Source organism: Streptomyces sp. ISL-96 (assembly GCF_018614035.1).
Lineage (GTDB): Bacteria > Actinomycetota > Actinomycetes > Streptomycetales > Streptomycetaceae > Streptomyces.
In genome coordinates, this window is sequence record NZ_JAGGPA010000040.1 from 1 (window position 1) to 19,387 (window position 19,387).

Genomic DNA, 19,387 nt, shown 5'->3' on the forward strand with positions numbered 1-19,387 from the left:
CCTAAATCACCAGCATTGGGGCTAAGAGCGCGCCGACGAGAGGCTTCTTCATGTGGGGGGTCCCCTCTTGAACGACATGAGTGACCGGAGCGGGACCGCTCCGGTTTTGTCATGTGCATTGTTGGGGGATTCCACCCGGCGGACAAGAGCGCGATGAGGGCACGCCGTCACGCCGCCGCAGCGCCCGTGAGGGCGCTGCCCCTCGGCCCAATCGGGAGGCCTGACACTCACGTGGCCAAAAACACCAAGCGTGTTCCGTTATGCGCCCGTAAGGTGGCCGTCATGCAGGTGATCCAGTCGACGAAGCTCGCAAACGTCTGTTACGAAATCCGCGGCCCCGTGCTCGAGGAGGCGATGCGGCTCGAAGCGGCGGGTCACCGCATCCTCAAGCTCAACACCGGTAACCCGGCGGCCTTCGGTTTCGAGTGCCCGCCCGAGATCCTGGAGGACATCCTCCGCAATCTCGCGGGCGCGCACGGCTACGGCGACGCGAAGGGCCTGCTGGCGGCGCGCCGCGCCGTCATGCAGCACTACCAGACCAAGGGCATCGACCTCGGCGTAGAGGACATCTACCTGGGCAACGGCGTCTCCGAGCTGATCCAGATGTCGATGCAGGCGCTGCTCGACGACGGCGACGAGGTGCTGGTCCCCGCGCCGGACTACCCGCTGTGGACCGCGTCCGTCTCCCTCGCCGGCGGCACGGCCGTGCACTACCGCTGCGACGAACAGGCCGACTGGATGCCGGACCTCGCCGACATCGAGCGCAAGATCACGGACCGCACCAAGGCCATCGTCATCATCAACCCGAACAATCCGACGGGTGCGGTGTACGACGACGAGATGCTGCGCGGCCTGACCGAGATCGCCCGCCGTCACAACCTGATCGTCTGCTCCGACGAGATCTACGACCGGATCCTGTACGACGGCGCCACCCACACCCCGACCGCCGCCATCGCGCCCGACCTGCTGACCCTCACCTTCAACGGCCTGTCGAAGAACTACCGCGTGGCCGGTTACCGCAGCGGCTGGCTGGCGGTCTGCGGCCCGAAGGCACACGCCTCGTCGTACATCGAGGGGCTCACGATCCTCGCCAACATGCGCCTGTGCGCCAATATGCCGTCGCAGCACGCGGTGGCCACGGCGCTCGGCGGGCGGCAGTCGATCGAGGACCTGGTGCTGCCGGGCGGCCGGATACTGGAGCAGCGGGACACGGCGTACGACCTGCTGACCCAGATCCCGGGTGTCACGTGCGTGAAGCCGAAGGGCGCGCTGTATCTCTTCCCGCGCCTCGACCCCAAGGTCTACAAGATCAAGGACGACCGCGAGATGGTCCTCGACCTCCTGCGGGCCGAGAAGATCATGGTCGTGCACGGTACGGGCTTCAACTGGCCCGAGCCCGATCACTTCCGCATCGTGACGCTCCCGGCAGCGGAGGAGCTGGCGGACGCGGTGACGCGGATCGGGACCTTCCTGGACGGATACGGGCAGTCGTAGGCGGCCACGCGCCACCTACCGCGACTCGACTCAACTTTAGACAGAATCTAATGTAGGCTGGTCTCCTGACCCTGGCAGGAGGCCATCCCCATGTACGAGCCGATCCGCAACAAGTCGGTCCACCGCATGGCCGTCGACCGGGCCGACTTCCCCCACCGTTCGCGCGAGGAGGAGCTGGACATCCAGCTCGCCGGACACCTGGCGGCACTCCTCGCGGTCACCGACGAGCTGGGCCTCGGCGCGGCGGCCGACCGTATAGCCACCCAGGTCGCCCGGCTGCGCGGCGCCCCGCCGGCCAGGCACGCGGGCCTCACCCACGCGGCCCCGGTCGCACTGCACCGCCGCGCCCACGAGCTCGCGGGCCGCGCGCTGGTCGTCGCCGCCTCGCGCGCCGACACGGCGGTCGCGATCCTCGCCGCCGAGCGCATGGACGCACACGCGGCCGCGCTCGAAGAACTCCGCCTCGTCGGAGCCCACTGACGGCCCCGGTCCGTGGGCCCCAGGGGTCTACGGACCGGGTGCCATGTTCTATTGCCACCGCAACCATCAATTGAGCAACCCCAACGGCGCCCAGCCACGTCCGCGAGAGCGGCGCCGGCTTAGGCGCAAAAGGGTGCCCCCCGAAGCCGTGAGGGGGCTTCGGGGGGCCGTGCCGCGGCGGGCCGGTGACCCCACAGGTCAGGGCGGATGTCAGGAAGGCCCGGCCGCGGAGATCAGTTGAGCGGGAATCAGCCCAGGCGCTCGACGAGCGCGCGGTACTCGTCCCACAGCTCCTTCGGAGTGTGGTCGCCGAAGGTGTTGAGGTGCTCGGGGACCAGGGCGGCCTCCTCGCGCCAGACCTCCTTGTCGACCGTGAGCAGGAAGTCCAGCTCCTCCTCGGAGAGGTCCAGCCCCTCGGTGTCCAGGGAGCCCTTGGCCGGCAGGATGCCGATGGGGGTCTCGACGCCCTCGGCCTTGCCCTCAAGACGCTCGACGATCCACTTCAGCACGCGGCTGTTCTCACCGAAGCCAGGCCACACGAACTTGCCCGCGTCGTTCTTGCGGAACCAGTTGACGTAGTAGATCTTCGGGAGCTTGGACTGGTCGGGCTTGTCCGCGCCGACCTTGATCCAGTGGCCCATGTAGTCGCCCATGTTGTAGCCGCAGAACGGCAGCATGGCGAACGGGTCGCGGCGCAGCTCGCCGACCTTGCCCTCGGCGGCGGCGGTCTTCTCGGAGGCAACGTTCGCACCGAGGAAGACACCGTGCTGCCAGTTGAAGGACTCGGTCACCAGCGGAACGGCGGTGGCGCGGCGGCCGCCGAAGAGGATCGCGGAGATCGGTACGCCCTTGGGGTCCTCCCACTCGGGCGCGATGATCGGGCACTGGCCGGCCGGGACGGTGAAGCGGGCGTTGGGGTGGGCGGCGGGGGTGCCGGACTCGGGGGTCCAGTCGTTGCCCTTCCAGTCCGTGAGGTGCGCGGGCGGCTCCTCGGTCATGCCCTCCCACCACACGTCGCCGTCGTCCGTGAGCGCGACGTTCGTGAAGACGGAGTTGCCCCACATGGTCTTCATGGCGTTGGCGTTGGTGTGCTCACCGGTGCCGGGCGCGACGCCGAAGAAGCCGGCCTCGGGGTTGATCGCGTACAGCTGGCCGTCCTCGCCGAACCGCATCCAGGCGATGTCGTCGCCGATGGTCTCGACGGTCCAGCCGGAGATCGTGGGCTCCAGCATGGCGAGGTTGGTCTTGCCGCAGGCCGACGGGAAGGCGGCGGCGACGTACTTCGACTCACCCTTCGGCGGGGTGAGCTTGAGGATCAGCATGTGCTCGGCCAGCCAGCCCTCGTCGCGCGCCATGACGGACGCGATGCGCAGGGCGTAGCACTTCTTGCCGAGCAGGGCGTTGCCGCCGTAACCCGAGCCGTAGGACCAGATCTCGCGGTCCTCGGGGAAGTGCGAGATGTACTTCGTGGAGTTGCACGGCCACGGGACGTCGGCCTCGCCCTCGGCGAGCGGGGCGCCGAGGGTGTGGACGGCCTTGACGAAGAAACCGTCGGTGCCGAGTTCGTCGAGGACCGCCTGACCCATCCGGGTCATCGTGCGCATCGAGACGGCGACGTACGCCGAGTCGGTGATCTCGACGCCGATGGCGGAGAGCGGCGAGCCGACCGGGCCCATGCAGAACGGGACGACGTACATGGTGCGGCCACGCATCGACCCGCGGAAGACACCCTTCTCGCCCGCGAAGATCTCGCGCATCTCGGCGGGGGCTTTCCAGTGGTTCGTCGGGCCCGCGTCCTCCTCCTTCTCGGAGCAGATGAAGGTGCGGTCCTCCACGCGGGCGACGTCGCTGGGGTCGGAGGCGGCGTAGTAGGAGTTCGGGCGCTTGACGGGGTCCAGCTTCTTGAACGTGCCCTTGGCGACGAGCTCCTCGGCGAGCCGCTCGTACTCCGCCTCCGAGCCGTCGCACCAGACGACCTGGTCGGGCTCGGTGAGGGCTGCGATCTCGTCGACCCAGGAGATCAGCTCCTGGTGGTTCGTCGGACGGGTGGTGGGAGCCGCGTTCTCGCGCGCCACGGTTGCTCCTAAGTGAGGGTGTTTTTAGGTGTATGCCCCGTGGGGGCTGCGACCCGGATGCTTCACGACGTTGTTTCGTTGGCGCTCATCCGGTGCCGACCGCACTCATCTGATCATCCGCGCCGCGCGCCCATATGTCCAGGGGGCCTCTCACGTGAGCATCGCCACTCATATCACCCCTACCTGGTCGTAACCTACGGTCGCGTAGGTAGGATTGTCCGCATGACCTTCGCCGAGTCCGATCAGCTGCCGAACCCAGACGGCCCCGGCAAGGGGGCCGTCGAAATCGACCTTCCGAGCCCGGTCAAACCGAAACTGCGCGGCTGGCTGCACGCCGGGATGTTCCCGGCCGTGGTCGTCGCCGGCCTGGTGCTCATCGCTCTCGCCGAGTCCACCCGCGCCCGGGTGGCGTGCGGTATCTACATCCTGACCGCTTGCCTGCTCTTCGGCATCAGCGCGATCTACCACCGCGGCACGTGGGGTCCGCGCGGCGAAGCCATCCTGCGCAGACTCGACCACGCCAACATCTTCCTGATCATCGCGGGCACCTACACCCCTCTCACCGTGCTCCTGCTGCCCGCCTCCACCGGCCGCACGCTGCTGTGGGCGGTATGGGCGGCGGCACTGGCGGGGATCGCCTTCCGGGTCTTCTGGGTCGGCGCCCCGCGCTGGCTGTACACCCCCTGCTACATCGCGATGGGCTGGGTGGCGGTCTTCTTCCTCCCCGACTTCATGCGGGCGGGCGGCATCGCCGTACTGGTCCTGGTGATCGTCGGCGGGCTGCTCTACAGCGCCGGCGGCGTGATCTACGGCCTCAAGCGCCCCAACCCGTCGCCGCGGTGGTTCGGGTTCCACGAGGTGTTCCACTCGCTGACGCTGGCCGCGTTCATCGCGCACTACGTGGGCATCTCACTGGTGGCGTACTCGGCCTGACGGCCCGCTCCCCTTCTTTCACGTCTTTCACGTGCTCCACCCGCAGTGGCCGTGGCCTCGAAGCCACGGCCACTTGTCGTGCCGCGACCGGTCGGGCCGATACCCGACAATGACGGGCATGCCCGCCGACACCCCGCATCCCCTCGCCGACGCCGTACCGCCCCTGCGACCGGGCCTGCGCGAGCGCAAGAAGATCAAGACACGCAACGCGATCCGCACCGCGACCTACCGGCTGATCGCCGAGCAGGGGTACGAGGCCACCACGGTCGAGCAGATCGCCGAGGCCGCCGAGGTCTCGCCGTCGACCGTCTTCCGTTACTTCCCCGCCAAGGAAGACATCGTCATCACCGACGAGTACGACACGCTGATGGAATCTGCTCTGCGTGCCCGCCCTGCCGACGAACCGCTCGTCGAGTCCCTGCGGACCGTGGTGACCCAGGCCCTGCGGCACTCCCTCGCCCACGAGCCCGAGGAGATGCTGCTGCGTTCGAAGCTGCTGACCGAAGTGCCCGCCGTACGCGCCCGCATGATGGAGAGCATGTCCGTGACCGGCCGCATGCTGTGCGAGGCCGTGGCCGAGCGGACGGGGCGCGGCGCGGACGAACTGGAAGTGCGGGTCGTCTCCATGAGCTTCGTCGCCGCGCTGGTGGAAACCACCGTGTACTGGGCGGAGCACGGCAGACAGGACGACTTGATCGCCCTCATCGACCGCACCCTGGACACCCTCAACGACGGCTTCCGGCTGTGACGCCGTGACCGTGGACAGGCCGGTGGCATGGTTCCGGCCCCGGCGGGGGGGGCAGCCAGGGGCTAGCGGCCGGAGCCGCCGAGTCGCTCGCGCAGAACCAGCGGTTCCAGCGTCGGCGCGTCGCACACGAAGTGCCGGCACACATACGCCCCCGGCCCCCGGTCCGCCAGCAGCGGGAACTCCTCGCTCCCCACCTCGCCCACCGCGACCACCGCCCCCGGCGCCCCGCTCAGCAGCGCCACCCGGTGCAGTTCCTTCGTCAGCGGGTCGTCGGCCGGGCCCACCACCGCCACCTCGCGCGGCCCGTCCAGCGCCGCCTCGGCCACCGCGAGACCCCACCCGATGAACCGCGGCGCACGCGGCCCGAGCGCCTTCACGACCCCCAACGCCCCCTCCGCCGCACTCCGGTGCGCCTCCGACCCGGTGTGCGCGGCGTACGAAAGCAGCGCACCCGCCGCAGCCGTCCACCCCGAAGGCGTCGCGGTGTCCGTCGGGTCCTGCGGCCGCCGGATCAGCTTCTCGGCGTCGTGAGCCGTGTCGTACAGCGTCCCGCCCTCGCCCACGAACTGATCGAGCACGATGTCCAGCAGGAACCCCGAGAACTCCAGCCACACCCCTTCGCCCGTCACCGCCGCCAGCGCGAGGAATCCCTCCGCCACATTGGCGTAGTCCTCCAGCACGCCCGCGTTGGCCCCGGCCTTCCCGTCCTTTGACGTACGGGCGAGCCGCGCCCCTTCGTCCATGTGCACCCGCACCAGCAGATCGGCGGCCTCGGTCGCCCGCTCCACAAGGTCCGGCCGGTCGAAGTACGCCCCGGTCTCGGCCAGCGCGGCAATCGCGAGCCCGTTCCAGGCGGCCACGATCTTGTCGTCGCGCCCGGGGCGCGCCCGTCCGCCGCGCGCCGCAAGCAGCCGGGCCCGGACATCGGCCACCCGCGCCGCGTCAGCCACACCCTCCCCCACCGGGAGCTGGAGCACGGACGCACCCTCCTCGAACGTCCCCTGCTCCGTCACCCCGAAGAGCCGCGCCGCGAACTGCGCGTCCTGCTCCCCGAGCACCTCACGAAGCTGCTCCGGCGTCCATACGTAGTACGCGCCCTCGACGTGCCTGCCGGTACCGTCGTCGCTGTCCGCATCGAGCGCGGACGCGAATCCGCCCTCCCGCGTACGGAGTTCGCTCACCAGGAAGTCCGCGGTCTCCAGCGCCACCCGCCGTGCGAGCTCCGATCCGGTGACCCGCCACAGGTGGGCGTACACCCGGCAGAGCAGCGCATTGTCGTACAACATCTTCTCGAAGTGCGGTACGACCCATTCGCGGTCCACCGAATAGCGCGCGAACCCACCGGCGAGCTGGTCGTAAATTCCCCCGCGCGCCATCGCTTCGCCGGTGTCCGCGGCCATTTGCAGGGCCCCCTCGGAGCCGGTACGCGCGTAATGCCGCAGCAGGAACTCCAGCACCATGGACGGCGGGAACTTCGGCGCGCCGCCGAATCCGGCGTGCTTGGCGTCGTAATCGCGCGTCAGCGCGAGCAGTGCCTGCGCCAGCTCTTCCTCCCCCGGCAGCTCAGGCGCGCCGTACGCGAGCGAGCGCTCACTCAGATCCCGGACGATCTTCCCGGCGACCTCGGCGACTTCCTCCTGGCGGCCGGTCCAGGCGGCGCTGACGCCCTCCAGCACCTGCCGGAAGGAGGGCATGCCGTGCCGGGGCTCGGGCGGGAAGTACGTACCGAAGTAGAAGGGCGCGGCGTCGGCGGTCAGAAAGACGGTCATGGGCCAGCCGCCCTGCCCGGTGGCGGCCTGCACGGCCTCCATGTACACAGCGTCGACGTCCGGCCGCTCCTCGCGGTCGACCTTGACATTGACGAAGTGCTCGTTGAGGTACTCGGCGGTCGGCTCGTCCTCGAAGGACTCGTGAGCCATGACATGACACCAGTGGCAGCTCGAATACCCGACGCTGAGCAGCACCGGAACCCCCCGCCTCCGCGCTTCCTCGAAGGCCTCGGCCGACCACGGCCACCAGTCGACCGGGTTGTCGGCGTGCTGAAGGAGGTAGGGGGACGTCTCATGGGCCAGTCGGTTCGCCATACCCCCAATCCTTGCGCACACGACGAAACACGCCCACGCCGCCACGGGGCGAACCTTCCGCTCCCTCCGCTCCGTCGGCTCGCTTCGCAACAAACATTGCGCGCAGCGTTGACGCACAAACGCTTTCTACCTAGGTTCCCGTTCGACTCGGCGAGCGCCGTTCGGTATTTCGAACGATCTCTCCTTGTGAATCCCCACCCCCCATGAACTGAAGGAGAAGCGTGTGAGCCGCACTCTGCGCAGATCTTCGTTCCTCGCTCTGCCCACCGCCGTCATGCTGGCCCTGATGCCGTCGAGCGCGTCCGCCTACCCGGGCCCCGGCAGAGTCACGGGCGACGTCGTCGTCCACGACCCGACCGTGCTCCGCAAGTCCGACGGCCGGTACCTGCTCTACTCCACCCACGGCTATCTGGAATCCCGTACCTCCACCGACCGGACCGCGTTCAGCCGCAACGGCAACGCCCTCTCCTCGCCGCCGAGCTGGTGGTCGCGCTACTCGCCGGAGAACGACCCGTGGGCGCCCGACATCTCGTACCACGGCGGGCGCTATCTCATGTATTACGCCGTCTCCCGCTTCGGCTCCAACACCTCGGCCATCGGCCTCGCCACCTCCTCCACCGGCCTGCCGGGCAGCTGGAGCGACCAGGGCATCGTCCACTCCTCCACGTCGAGCAGCGACTACAACGCCATCGACCCCGACCTGTTCGTCGACAGCGACGGCAAGTGGTGGCTGGCCTTCGGCTCCTGGTGGAGCGGGATCAAGATGATCCGCCTCGACCCGGGGACCGGAAAGCAGCACGCGAGCGACACCGCCCGCCGCTCCCTCGCCTCGCGGCCCACCGGGACGAAGGCGCTGGAGGGCCCGACCGTCGTCAAGCGGAACGGCTACTACTACCTCTTCGCCTCGTACGACACCTGCTGCAGCGGCACCTCGTCCACGTACAAGATCAAGGCGGGCCGGGCCACCAGCCCCACCGGCCCCTACTACGACCGCAACGGCGTCGCCATGACCAACAACGGCGGCACCGTGGTCATGGCGTCGCAGGGCTCCGTGATCGGTCCGGGCGGGCAGGACATCATGCCCGACGTCGACGGCGACCTGCTCGTCTACCACTACTACGACGGGAATGACGCCGGCACACCCAAGCTCGGTCTCAACCTCTTGAGTTGGAGCGGCGGCTGGCCCACGGCGTACTGACGGCGCGCATCTGATCGCCGGGCCCTCGCGCTGACGCGCGTCAAGCAGGACACTTGTCCCGCAATCGTTGCTCTCGGAGGGGGACGCACATGCGGGACAGCCACCGGGCGGAAGCCGAGCGGCTGTTGGTACGGGCCGTCGAGGAACAGGTGCGGCGGTCGGGCGGGCGGGTCGATGCCAACGCACTGCTGGTGCGCGGGCGGGCCGCGCTGGAGACGATGGCGGCCGGCGCGGCCGAGGAGTACGCGGCGTACGTCAAGGCGCTGGACGAGGCGCAGGCGGGGCAGCGGTCGCTGGCGGAACGGTTCAGCGGTACGGATCTCTCAACTCCCGGACTCGTCACGGCCGTTGCCGCCGTCGCCGCCGTCGGCGCGGACCTGGCGTTCGGTACGGACGCCGGTACCGCGCTCGCCGCCGGAGCCGTCGTCGCGGTAGCCGGGGCCGCCGCCACCGTCGTCAAGGTCACCGCCTCGCACTGGCCCGCCGCGCACCAGCGGGCCGGCGCGCTGGCGCAGCCCGGCGGGCCCGAGCAGCTGAGGCTGCAGTGGCTCACGGCGCTTGAGGTGCGGGGGATACGTCCGTTCCTGGACCAGCAGCACGTCCTGCTGGCCGCGACCCGTGGGCGTACGGGCTCCGGTACGGCGACGAAATCCGCCGTCGCCGGGCAGTTGCGCGGCGCCGACCGCAGCCAGGCGGCGCGCAGACGCTCCGTACTGGAGCAGTCCTTCGGGCATCTGCCGGAGCCCGACGGCCCCTTCGCGGGGCGCCGGACCGCCATGGGGCAGATCGCGCAGTGGGTGCACGCGGCGCGGGCGAGCACCGAGACGCGGCCGACGGTCGTCGTGCTGCACGGGGCGCCCGGTTCGGGGCGTACGACGCTGGCGGTGCGGGCGGCGCATCACCTCAGGGACCAGTTCCGGGGCGCGTGCGTGGTGGATCTGCGCGGCGACACGGCGGACGAGTCGCCGCTGTCGACGCGGGAGGCCCTGCTGCACCTGCTCAACCGGCTCGGCGCGCCGCGCGAACAGCTCCTCTTCCGGGAACGGTCCTCGCAGGAGCAGCAGCTGCGCAGGCTGACCGAGCTGTACCACCAGCACCTGACGGGGCTGCCGGTGACGGTGGTGCTCGACGACGCGTCGGACCCGGCGCAGGTGCGCACACTCGTGCCCGAGCGCTCGGACAGCCTGGTGCTGGTGACCGCGCGACAGCCGCTCGACCTGCCCGCGGACATCCCGGCGTGGGTGCACCAGCTGCCGGTGGAGGCGCTGGACGCCGCGGGCGCGGAGGAGTTGCTGCGGGAGGTGGCGGAGGAGAAGGAGGGCCCGTACGACGCCCAGGCGGCGGACCGGATCACCGAGCTGTGCGGCGGGCTGCCGCTGGCGCTGCGCGTCGCGGGTTCCTCACTGGGCGCGCGCACGCCGCGTGCGCTGGCGGCGGATCTTGCCGCGTACGGTCCGGTCGATCCGGTGGAGCGCGCGCTGTGGCTGCGCTACACCGACCAGCCGGACGCGGCCCGCCGCCTGCTGCGCCGGCTCGCGCTCGCGGGCCGGGCGAGCCTGGGCGCGGCGGCGGCCGCGGCGCTGCTGGCCACCGACGAGCACGAGGCGCAGCGGCTGCTGGCGGCGCTGTCGCGGACCGGGCTCATCGACCACGTGCGGGGCAGTCGCTACCGCCTGCACGATCTCGTACGGGCGTTCGCGCAGGCGCGGCTGCTCGACGAGGAGGAGCCGGCGGACCGGGCGGCGGCGCAGGAGCGCCTGATCCGCAATTACGGCGAACTGGCCGACTCGGTGATCCGCCTCGTCGACGGCAAGACGTCGACGCGCGCCAACCACTTCGGGGCCCACGGCTTCACTTCCCTCGACGCCGCCCTGCGCTGGCTGGACGACGAGTCGAGCTTCATCACGGCGGCTCTGCGCCAGGCGGAGGGCGTGGACCAGCAGGCCGTACTGAACCTCCTCGGCGCGCTCTGCGACTACTGCCTGCTGCGCGGTGACCTCTACCGCCTCGGGGAGATCAGCGAGCTGACGCAGGCCGTCGACAAGGGCCTGCTGGGCCGGTCGGTGCAGTGGCGTACGGGCATCGCGGCCCGCCAGCTCGGCGAGCTCGACAAGGCCCGTACGACCCTCTCCTCGGTGGTGGATCTCTACTTCGAGGCCGAGAACGAGGCTGGTGCCGCCCGCGCCCTGTGTTCGCTGGGCATCACGCTGCACCACCAGGGCAATCTGACGGAGGCGGCGGCGAAACTGAACGAAGCGCTCGCGCTCCAGTCGTCCGACGGACTGGCCGCCGACCGCGCGTGGACGCTGCACGCGCTGGCCGCGGTGGAGCGCGACCGGGCGAATCTCGCCGACGCGGTCACCCACCTCGACACCGCCCTCGTCCTGCACCGTGAGAGCGAGAGCCTGCACGGGCAGGCGTGGGCGCACTTCCAGCTCGGCCAGGTGTACCTGCGGATGGGCGACGTACCGCGGGCGGAGGAACAGCTGCGCGAGGCGCTGGATCTGTACGGGCGCACGCGCGACGGCCGCGGCGAGGCGTGGGCGCTGACGCAGCTGGCCCGTGCGCGGCTGGTGGACGGCGACCCGTCCCCGGCCGTCGATCAACTCCGCCAGGCGCTGTCGAGCCACCGCGAGGCGGAGGACGCGCGCGGCGAGGCCTGGACCCTCTACTACCTCGGGCAGGCGCTGGAGGAGCGCGGCGACGTCGATGAGGCGGTGCGTGAGCTGGAGCGGGCGCGGGGGATGTTCTCGCGGATGCGGGATGTGTACGGGCTGGCCTGCGCCCGTCACCACTCGGGCCGCGTCACGCGCGACCAGCGCGCGGCGCAGACCGGCAACCTGCGCAATTCCGGCTTCGCGCGTCAGCTGCTGGTCGACGCGCGGGCGGACTTCCACCGGATCGGGGTGGCGCACGGCGAGGCGTGGACGTGCCTGGAGCTGGCGATCGTGGACGCGGGCAACAACCGGCCGACGCAGGCGCTGGAGCTGTGCGACGAGGCAGTGCGGCTGTTCGGTTCGTACGGCGACCGTCGCGGCGCGGACTGGGCACGCTTCCTGCGCTGCACGCTGCTGCCGTTCGGTTCACCGGGGGGCTCGGAGATCGGCACGGCGGTGGCCCAGGAGGAGCTCTCCCAGCTGCTCCGGGAGCCCCATCCGACACGCGACGGCAAGCTGGAGGACTGCGCGGAGGCGTACGCGCTGGTACTGGAGCGGGGCGTGGACCTGGCGGAGGGCTGGCAGGCGTGGCGCCTCGGCATGGTGCCGAATCGGCATGCGCGGGAGGTCATGGGGGTGGTGGTGGGGGTGGCGCGGGGATGAGCGAACCGGGGCGCTGCCCCGGGGCCCCGCTCCTCAATCGCCGGAGGAGCTGGATCTTCCAGCCCGTCCGGCGCTTGAGGGCCCGCCCACAGGGCGTCCCTACGCGTCCTTGGGCCGCTCCCCCGCGGGTTCCCCCGAGGCCGGGGCCGAAGCCGCGGCGGAAGGGGAAGCGGAACCATCAGCGGAAGCCGAGGCCGGGGCCGGGGCCTTCTCCCCCTCCGCCCCCGGTTCCGGCGCCTCTTCGAAGTTGACCTTGCCCATATGGCGGTTCATCGACTTCATCAGCATCCACACGCCGACAGCCAGCGCCGCGAACACCAGGAACCCGAGCACACCCGGGGTCACCTTGTTCTTGTCGAACTTGTCCGCGGCGAGCGGCACGATCTGCGTCATTGCCAGGGTTACGTTCACATCAGGCATTGTCGCGGATGCCCGCGAACAGGTCGCTCTCGGGGAGGGACGTATCGACGAGCGACTTCGCCAGCTCGTACTCCTCCGTCGGCCAGACGTCCCGCTGGATGTCCATCGGGACGCGGAACCAGCCGCCGTCCGGGTCGATCTGCGTCGCGTGCGCGATGAGCGCCTTGTCGCGGATCTCGAAGAAGTCCGCGCACGGAACGTACGTGGTCAGCGTCCGCTCCGCCCGCTGGAACTCCTTCCACCGCTCCAGCCACTCCCCGTACGGCGACTCCATGCCGCGCTCGATCAGCGCCTCGTGGAGCGCGACGGTGCGCGGCCGGTTGAAGCCCTGGTTGTAGTAGAGCTTCTGCGGCTGGTACGCCGGGCCGAACTCCGCCTCCGGGAACTTCTCGGTGTCCGCCGCCCCCTCGAAAGCCACCATCGTGATCTTGTGGGTCATGATGTGGTCGGGGTGCGGGTAGCCGCCGTTCTCGTCGTACGTCGTGATGACCTGCGGACGGAACGTACGGATGGACTTCACCAGCCGGCCCGCCGCCACGTCGACGTCCTCCAGCGCGAAGCAGCCCTGCGGCAGCGGCGGCAGCGGGTCGCCCTCCGGCAGGCCGGAGTCGACGAAGCCGAGCCACTCCTGCCGGACGCCGAGGATCTCGCGAGCCTCGTCCATCTCCTTCTTGCGGACCTCGTGGATGTGCTCCTCGATGTACTTGTCGCCCTGGAGCTTCGGATTGAGGATGGAACCGCGCTCGCCCCCCGTGCAGGTCACGACCAGCACGTCCACCCCCTCGGACACATACTTCGCCATGGTCGCCGCACCCTTGCTCGACTCGTCGTCGGGGTGTGCGTGAACGGCCATCAGTCGCAGCTGCTCAGTCAAGACTCGATCCTCAATGATTCGGCGCAATAAGCGGCTTCTATAGTGACCGAATCAGGGGGCGGAAAATTCCGGAGACAGTTCCGGAGACAGCAGCCATCATCCGGCCGGCTCCCGACCCAGGAGGAACGATCATGACCGCGGTGCGTCAGGACCTTCCCGAGGGCCGCTACGGCCGCTCGGCGGACGAGCGCGCGGACCGCAAGCTCAAGATCGTGGGCGCTGTCCTGGGCGCCGGGCTCCTGGCGATGACGGGCTGGTTCGGTTACGACTACGTCACCGGCCAGCGGATCAGTGCCGAGCTCATCAAGTTCGACACCGTCTCGGACTCCGAGGTCAAGGTCCACCTCGAAGTACGCAAGAAGGCGGACGCGACCGGCACCTGCACCCTGCGCTCGCTCGCGGAGGACGGCGCCGAGGTGGGCCGCAGGGACGTGCGTATCGACACACCGGGCGGCGAGCGCATCGACGAGATCTACACGGTCCGTACGACGTCCAGGGCGACGAGCACCGAGCTGACAGGCTGCACACCCGACCGTGGTTCCGCGGGCTGACCTGCGGCGATCAGTCTTCCGTCGTTTTCCTTCTCCCCCTTTTCCGCCTGAATTGTTAGGCTCGTGGTTTCGCCCGCCCCTGGAGGCACATCCTTCTGGGTAGGGCGATGCTTGCTTTGTATCCAAGTACCGACGAGGAGCACCTGTGACCCAGACCAGCGAGAGCGTCACCTGGCTGACCCAGGAGGCGTACGACCAGCTCAAGGCCGAGCTGGAGTACCTGTCGGGTCCCGCACGCACGGAGATCGCGACCAAGATCGCGGCTGCCCGCGAGGAGGGGGACCTGCGTGAGAACGGCGGGTACCACGCGGCCAAGGAGGAGCAGGGCAAGCAGGAGCTCCGTGTGCGCCAGCTGACCCAGCTCCTGGAGAACGCGAAGGTCGGCGAGGCCCCGACGACCAGCGGTGTCGTGGCACCCGGCATGGTCGTCACGATCGCCTTCGACGGCGACGAGGACGACACGATGACGTTCCTGCTCGCCTCCCGTGAGTACGCGAGCTCCGCCGTCGAGACCTACTCGCCGCAGTCCCCGCTGGGAACCGGCGTGATGGGCAAGAAGGTCGGCGAGGACGCGCAGTACGAGATGCCCAACGGCAACAAGGCTTCGGTGAAGATCCTCGAAGCCACGCCGTACCAGGGCTGAGCCGCCCAGCGGAATCTGCCGCCCCGCCCGGTAGATACGAGGAGACCCCCGCCCGCCATCAGGCGGCCGGGGGTCTCCTCGTATCGCGTCTCCTACGCCCCGACCACTCCATAGCCGCCGTCCACGTGGATCACCTGGCCGGTGATCATGCGGGAAGCGTCGGAGAACAGGAAGGCGACGGTGTCAGCCACCGGTGTGGAGTCCTTCGTGTCCCAGCCCAGCGGGGCCCTGTCAGGCCACGCGTCCGCGAGCTGGTCGAAGCCGGGGATCGACTTGCCCGCCATCGAGCGAATAGGACCTGAGTCGACGGCGTTGACCCGGATCCCAGAAGGACCAAGATCTCGCGCCAGGTAGCGGGTGATGGACTCCAGCGCGGCCTTTGTCGGCCCCATCCAGTCGTACACCGGCCACGCCACCGTGGCGTCGAAGGTGAGACTCACGACAGAGGCCCGCCCGGCCTTCTCCAGCAGGGGCAGCAAACTGACCGTGAGCGCCTTCACGGAGTACGCCGAGACGTGCATGGCCGTGGCCACGTCCGCCCACTCGGTCTTGAGGAAATTCCCACCGAGAGCCGCCGGCGGAGCGAAGGCGACGGCATGCAGCACGGCGTCCACCCGGTCCCAGATCGCACCGACGTCCTCACCCAGCTTCTGCAACTGCTCCGGCTCCGTGACGTCGGCGGAGAGGCACGCCACCGGCTCCTCGGGCAGCCGCTTGGCGATGCGCTGCATGAGCGAGGTCGGCCGCCCGGGGGCGTTCGCCAGAAGTACCTCGGCTCCCTGCCCCATGGCAGCTTCCGCACAGCTGTAAGCAATGGAGTCGTCGGTGAGGAGACCGAAGATCAGAACTTTCTTCCCGGCCAGGTTCATCTGCATCCCTTGCGTCCCTCTGATCTCGCGGAGTTACGGAACCCAGACGGCGGCAATGCCGTCCTGAAAAGCCCCGTAGAAGTTGTGCAGCGTCGTCCTCATGCCCCAACCCCGAAGCGCCTTCTGGTCAATTGGTGTGACGTGAGTGGGGTCCATGGCGAGGACGTCCACCCTATCGGGGTTGGGAGTTGTGATGACAAATCCACTCAGAGCGTGCTGCTTGAACCGTTCGACGAGCGCTTCCGGATCAAGGAGATGTTCGAGGACCTCCAGTGCCGCGAACCACTCCACAGCGCGGGGCGGCGTCCAATCGGCCAGGTCCGTCCCGTCGACCCAGGCGTCCACAGGCACGTACCTGCCGCGCCACCCGTGATCAACCCGCAGTACGACGTCCAACTCAGTGAGACCTGCCCCGACATCCACGAGAATGTCCGTGTCCCCCAGCCCAGCAGCACGCAGCCGGTCTGCCGCAGCGGCGAAGCGGCTCTTCCGCTCGTAGAACAAGCTCTCGTGGCCCCTCAGGTACTCCTCGCTGCGTGCGATGCGCGCCTCGACCGTACGAGACAACCGCGCTACGACTTCGTGACTCCTCCACCCCGTAAACGGGGTGGCTTCTCGCTATGCCGGTTGGGCTTCGCGACGGGCCAGCCCGGCCCGTAGAACGTTCAGGGCGCCCACCGTGTCAGCGTGCGCGGTGTGGCCGCACGCCTGGCAGTGGAACTTGTCCTGTGTGGGCCGGTTCTCCTTGGCGGTGTGCCCGCATTCGGGGCACCGCCGGGAGGTGTTGCGGGGGTCCACGGCCATCACTTCCCGTCCGGCACTCTCAGCCTTGGCAGTCAGGATCGCGAGGAACACCCCCCATCCGGCATCGGAAATGCTTCGGTTGAGTCCGGCCTTGGACGCGGCCCCGTTGGGCAGAAACGCGCCCGGATTGTCGGGGTCAGGCTTCGGCGCGGGGGCCTTGCTCATGTTGCGGATCTTGAGGTCTTCGTGCGCGATGAAGTCGTGCTCACGCACGAGGTCGAGCGCGGTCTTGTGTGCGTGGTCGAGCCGCTGGCGTCGCACCTTGCGGTGGAGCCGGGCGACCATCTCCACGGCCTTGCAGCGGCGCTTGGAGCCGCGCTTGCAGCGGCTGAGTGCTTGCTGAGCTGCTTCGAGCTTCGCGGCGGCCTTCCGCCCGTGACGCGGGTTGGGAACGAACTTACTGGTGGAGTCGGTCAGGAAGTTGGCTATGCCCATGTCGATGCCGACCACGCTGCCCGTCGCGGGTAGCGGCTCGGGCTCGGCCTGCTCTGCGGTCAGAATGACGTACCAGCGCTTGCCCTCGCGCTTGACGGAGACGGTCTTGACCTTGCCGACCACCGGGCGGTGCTGGTGCACTTTGACATGCCCGACACCTTGGAAGCGGACGCGGGTCACCACATCGTGCGGTGTGGAGTCCCAGCGGCAGCCATCGCCGTCCTTGGGGAAGTCCACGGTGTCGAACCTGCCCACTCCTCGGAAGCGGGGGTATCCGGGCTTGTCTCCGGCCTTGATGCGGCGGAAGAACGCGGCGAACGCCTTGTCGAGGCGTCGAAGCGTGGCCTGCTGACTGGAGAACGACCAGCGGCCCTGACGCTCGTGGTCGAAGGCACGGATGTCCTTAAGCTGCGCGGACTGCTGCCCGTACCGGACAGTGGTCTTCGAGCCGTGCCGGTAGGCGTCGCGGCGTTCCTGCAACGCACCATTGTAGAGCGAGCAGTGATCGCGCAGCATCTCGCGAAGGGCCTGGTCCTGGCGGACGGTGGGCCGCATGAGGAACTTGTACGCACGAATCATCCAGCCCACCCCCTTCGGCTTCCGTGATCAACGTAGCGGAGGCCACTGACAACGCAGGGATCTCCGCCACTTCGCGGCTCCGCCCCAAGGACGGCATTCCCCACCCGGCTAAAGCCGGGCGTCCCCTGCCGAGACAGGGATGGAATGAGTACTCACTGCGCCGCCCCCATCCGCCGACGCAGGGAAGATTCGGAGAACATGGGCACTGTCGACCCACCGGGCTCGCTTTCGCCCGTAACCGCCTCGAATTTGTCGATGAGCAGGCTGCACGATCCGCAGAAGCTGTCGCAGGTCATGGCGTCGGTTTCGGCACGGGGAATGACACCGTGCAGCCCCTTGAGGCCGCCGCCATCCCGGACTGCCGCCACGTACGGAGAGGTGCTCGTCCGCGCGATAATGTCCCGCAAGGTCTCTTGGAAGAGGTTTCCGAAGCCGAGCTTCTCGGGGACATTGAACGCGGCGCACGAATAGAGCTCACCCGTCCGCTTCAGTAGGGCGGTAGGCAGAACGTAAGAGCCGACCGTGGGGGCGAAGCAGTCGTAGCAGTGGTCCATCCATCGCGATACCGGCGTGCTGCCCGGCCGGACGATGGGTGCTTGCTGTTCGAGACGCGTGTTGTCCAGATAGACGCGCATCGTGGAATGCACACGGTCGTGCGGGAACGCGCCGTACGTCTTCTCGTACAGCTCAAGCAGCGCGTAGATCTTGTGCTCAGGGTCCGCCGGATCGGCGAGGCTGGAGATGGCCACGTTCAGTTCCCGGTCGGTGAACTCGGTGACCGCGTGATGGATGATGCGGCAGACGTAGTGCAACGGTGTCGTCTGCTCGCCGATGGAAACCATCAGCAGCGGCACGAAGAGCTTGTTGTCCATCAGCCCGTTCTTGACCAGCTGCTCAAACGTGGGTGCGCACCGTTTCGCTGAGCCCCAGAGGCCGTTGGTCGTGAGCTTGGAGATGTCGGTGACGCCGCGCGCCATCGACATGAACCGAAACAGGTCCCTGGCGGCCACGAAGGGCTCTCCGCCGGTGATGGCCACCGAGGGGAGCGCAACGTCCTCGAACTGTTCCACAAGGCGCGCGAGTTGTACGCCAGTGAGGTTGATGCCGTCCTTCAGCGATAACGCCCCCATGCCGCACGACTTGCATGTGTCGTTGCACTTGTCGGTCAGCTCGAACTCGATGCGCAGCGGACGGTAGGGGGCGCCGGCAAGCCCGACCCGTTCCCAGCCGGCCCGGATGATGTCGAAGACTTCGGGAGTCTTGACCGCGTACTTCCCTTGAACGGCTCGACAGCACCGGCGCCGTCGATGAACGTGTAGGAGCCTTCTTTGATCACGGCTACCGCCTTGTTGTGAGTTGTCGAGTCAGGCAGGCAGGCGCTCGCCCCAGGAGCTGGGGTCGGCGCCGGAGGTCAGCTCGCGCACCGTTCCACTCGCTCATGGCTCGATCCAGCCCTGCGGCTGGAAGCAGACCTTCTTGCCCTGGCCACACAGGACGACCTGGTAGTCAGGCGAGAGCAGATCCAGGAGTTCCAGCCCCCGCCCGCCCTCCGATTCCGGAGTGGTCTGGCGTCGCTGCGGCAGTTCGTAGGAGGCGTCCCAGATCTCGACGTGGAATGACGAGAGGATGCGCACCCGGAACCACGGGCTGTCCGTGTGGGCAATGGCGTTGGTTGCCACCTCGCTCACGAGCAGTTCGCACACATCCGCCCATTCGGCGCCGGCCAAGGAAAACACCTCCTTCGCCCAGCACCGAGCAAGGCGAACAGCCTCGGGTGTTCCGGGGAACGTCTTGTCCGCCAGTAACGCGTCACTCGTGGGCGCGTGCCGCTTCGCTTCCATGACAGCCTCCAGGGCGCGCCGGAGCGCGACCGCACAGAT

Annotated in this window: 17 protein-coding genes; 8 read left to right on the top strand and 9 right to left on the bottom strand. The window is 68.8% G+C overall.

Annotation, left to right across the window (positions count from 1 at the left end; all coding sequences use genetic code 11):
• Positions 1 to 282 precede the first annotated feature (282 nt).
• A complete protein-coding gene (locus J7E96_RS24695; protein WP_215133925.1) occupies positions 283 to 1,494 on the top strand; it encodes a pyridoxal phosphate-dependent aminotransferase in 1,212 nt (403 codons plus the stop codon).
• A 90-nt stretch (positions 1,495 to 1,584) separates the two neighbouring features.
• Complete coding sequence (locus tag J7E96_RS24700) at positions 1,585 to 1,974, top strand: hypothetical protein (protein ID WP_215133927.1); 390 nt, start codon at positions 1,585 to 1,587, stop codon at positions 1,972 to 1,974.
• A 248-nt stretch (positions 1,975 to 2,222) separates the two neighbouring features.
• Here J7E96_RS24700 and J7E96_RS24705 read toward each other — a convergent pair whose 3' ends face one another.
• On the bottom strand, positions 2,223 to 4,049 hold the full coding sequence (locus J7E96_RS24705; protein ID WP_215133929.1) for a phosphoenolpyruvate carboxykinase (GTP): 1,827 nt from the start codon (positions 4,047 to 4,049) through the stop codon (positions 2,223 to 2,225).
• A 222-nt stretch (positions 4,050 to 4,271) separates the two neighbouring features.
• Between J7E96_RS24705 and J7E96_RS24710 the strand changes: the two genes are divergently transcribed.
• Together J7E96_RS24710 and J7E96_RS24715 are read left to right on the top strand one after the other, a co-directional pair.
• Positions 4,272 to 4,982 carry a hemolysin III family protein gene (locus J7E96_RS24710; protein ID WP_215133931.1) on the top strand — a complete coding sequence of 237 codons (711 nt, stop codon included), beginning with the start codon at positions 4,272 to 4,274 and terminating at the stop codon, positions 4,980 to 4,982.
• A gap of 109 nt (positions 4,983 to 5,091) precedes the next feature.
• On the top strand, positions 5,092 to 5,730 hold the full coding sequence (locus J7E96_RS24715; RefSeq protein WP_215133933.1) for a TetR family transcriptional regulator: 639 nt from the start codon (positions 5,092 to 5,094) through the stop codon (positions 5,728 to 5,730).
• 62 nt (positions 5,731 to 5,792) lie between these two features.
• On the opposite strand, the gene J7E96_RS24720 is transcribed toward J7E96_RS24715, so the two are convergent.
• Entirely contained in the window at positions 5,793 to 7,814 is a 2,022-nt protein-coding gene (locus J7E96_RS24720) for a thioredoxin domain-containing protein (RefSeq protein ID WP_215133935.1), read from the bottom strand.
• Between the two features lie 274 nt (positions 7,815 to 8,088).
• Between J7E96_RS24720 and J7E96_RS24725 the strand changes: the two genes are divergently transcribed.
• The gene (locus J7E96_RS24725; protein ID WP_215133976.1) at positions 8,089 to 9,012 is read left to right on the top strand and encodes an arabinan endo-1,5-alpha-L-arabinosidase; all 924 of its coding nucleotides are present in this window, start codon (positions 8,089 to 8,091) and stop codon (positions 9,010 to 9,012) included.
• An 89-nt stretch (positions 9,013 to 9,101) separates the two neighbouring features.
• Positions 9,102 to 12,332 carry a tetratricopeptide repeat protein gene (locus J7E96_RS24730; protein WP_215133937.1) on the top strand — a complete coding sequence of 1,077 codons (3,231 nt, stop codon included), beginning with the start codon at positions 9,102 to 9,104 and terminating at the stop codon, positions 12,330 to 12,332.
• A gap of 99 nt (positions 12,333 to 12,431) precedes the next feature.
• On the opposite strand, the gene J7E96_RS24735 is transcribed toward J7E96_RS24730, so the two are convergent.
• Together J7E96_RS24735 and mca are read right to left on the bottom strand one after the other, a co-directional pair.
• The gene (locus tag J7E96_RS24735; RefSeq protein WP_215133938.1) at positions 12,432 to 12,752 is read right to left on the bottom strand and encodes a hypothetical protein; all 321 of its coding nucleotides are present in this window, start codon (positions 12,750 to 12,752) and stop codon (positions 12,432 to 12,434) included.
• On the bottom strand, positions 12,745 to 13,626 hold the full coding sequence (mca, locus tag J7E96_RS24740) for a mycothiol conjugate amidase Mca (RefSeq protein ID WP_214969928.1): 882 nt from the start codon (positions 13,624 to 13,626) through the stop codon (positions 12,745 to 12,747). Before mca ends, J7E96_RS24735 begins: the two co-directional genes overlap by 8 nt.
• A gap of 131 nt (positions 13,627 to 13,757) precedes the next feature.
• Between mca and J7E96_RS24745 the strand changes: the two genes are divergently transcribed.
• Positions 13,758 to 14,177, top strand: coding sequence for a DUF4307 domain-containing protein (locus tag J7E96_RS24745; protein WP_215133940.1), 420 nt, complete (start codon positions 13,758 to 13,760; stop codon positions 14,175 to 14,177).
• A 145-nt stretch (positions 14,178 to 14,322) separates the two neighbouring features.
• Positions 14,323 to 14,820, top strand: coding sequence for a transcription elongation factor GreA (greA, locus tag J7E96_RS24750; protein ID WP_215133942.1), 498 nt, complete (start codon positions 14,323 to 14,325; stop codon positions 14,818 to 14,820).
• A 92-nt stretch (positions 14,821 to 14,912) separates the two neighbouring features.
• On the opposite strand, the gene fabI is transcribed toward greA, so the two are convergent.
• The 5 genes from fabI to J7E96_RS37660 form a co-directional block, all read right to left on the bottom strand.
• A complete protein-coding gene (gene fabI / locus J7E96_RS24755; RefSeq protein WP_215133944.1) occupies positions 14,913 to 15,695 on the bottom strand; it encodes an enoyl-ACP reductase FabI in 783 nt (260 codons plus the stop codon).
• Between the two features lie 27 nt (positions 15,696 to 15,722).
• The gene (locus J7E96_RS24760) at positions 15,723 to 16,256 is read right to left on the bottom strand and encodes a hypothetical protein (protein ID WP_215133946.1); all 534 of its coding nucleotides are present in this window, start codon (positions 16,254 to 16,256) and stop codon (positions 15,723 to 15,725) included.
• 51 nt (positions 16,257 to 16,307) lie between these two features.
• On the bottom strand, positions 16,308 to 17,507 hold the full coding sequence (locus tag J7E96_RS24765) for an RNA-guided endonuclease TnpB family protein (protein WP_215133948.1): 1,200 nt from the start codon (positions 17,505 to 17,507) through the stop codon (positions 16,308 to 16,310).
• A 152-nt stretch (positions 17,508 to 17,659) separates the two neighbouring features.
• The gene (locus tag J7E96_RS24770; protein ID WP_215133950.1) at positions 17,660 to 18,637 is read right to left on the bottom strand and encodes an SPASM domain-containing protein; all 978 of its coding nucleotides are present in this window, start codon (positions 18,635 to 18,637) and stop codon (positions 17,660 to 17,662) included.
• A gap of 306 nt (positions 18,638 to 18,943) precedes the next feature.
• Positions 18,944 to 19,348: an ATP-binding protein gene (locus tag J7E96_RS37660; RefSeq protein WP_285439512.1), complete on the bottom strand. Its 405-nt coding sequence runs from the start codon at positions 19,346 to 19,348 to the stop codon at positions 18,944 to 18,946.
• Between the last annotated feature and the right edge of the window lie 39 nt (positions 19,349 to 19,387).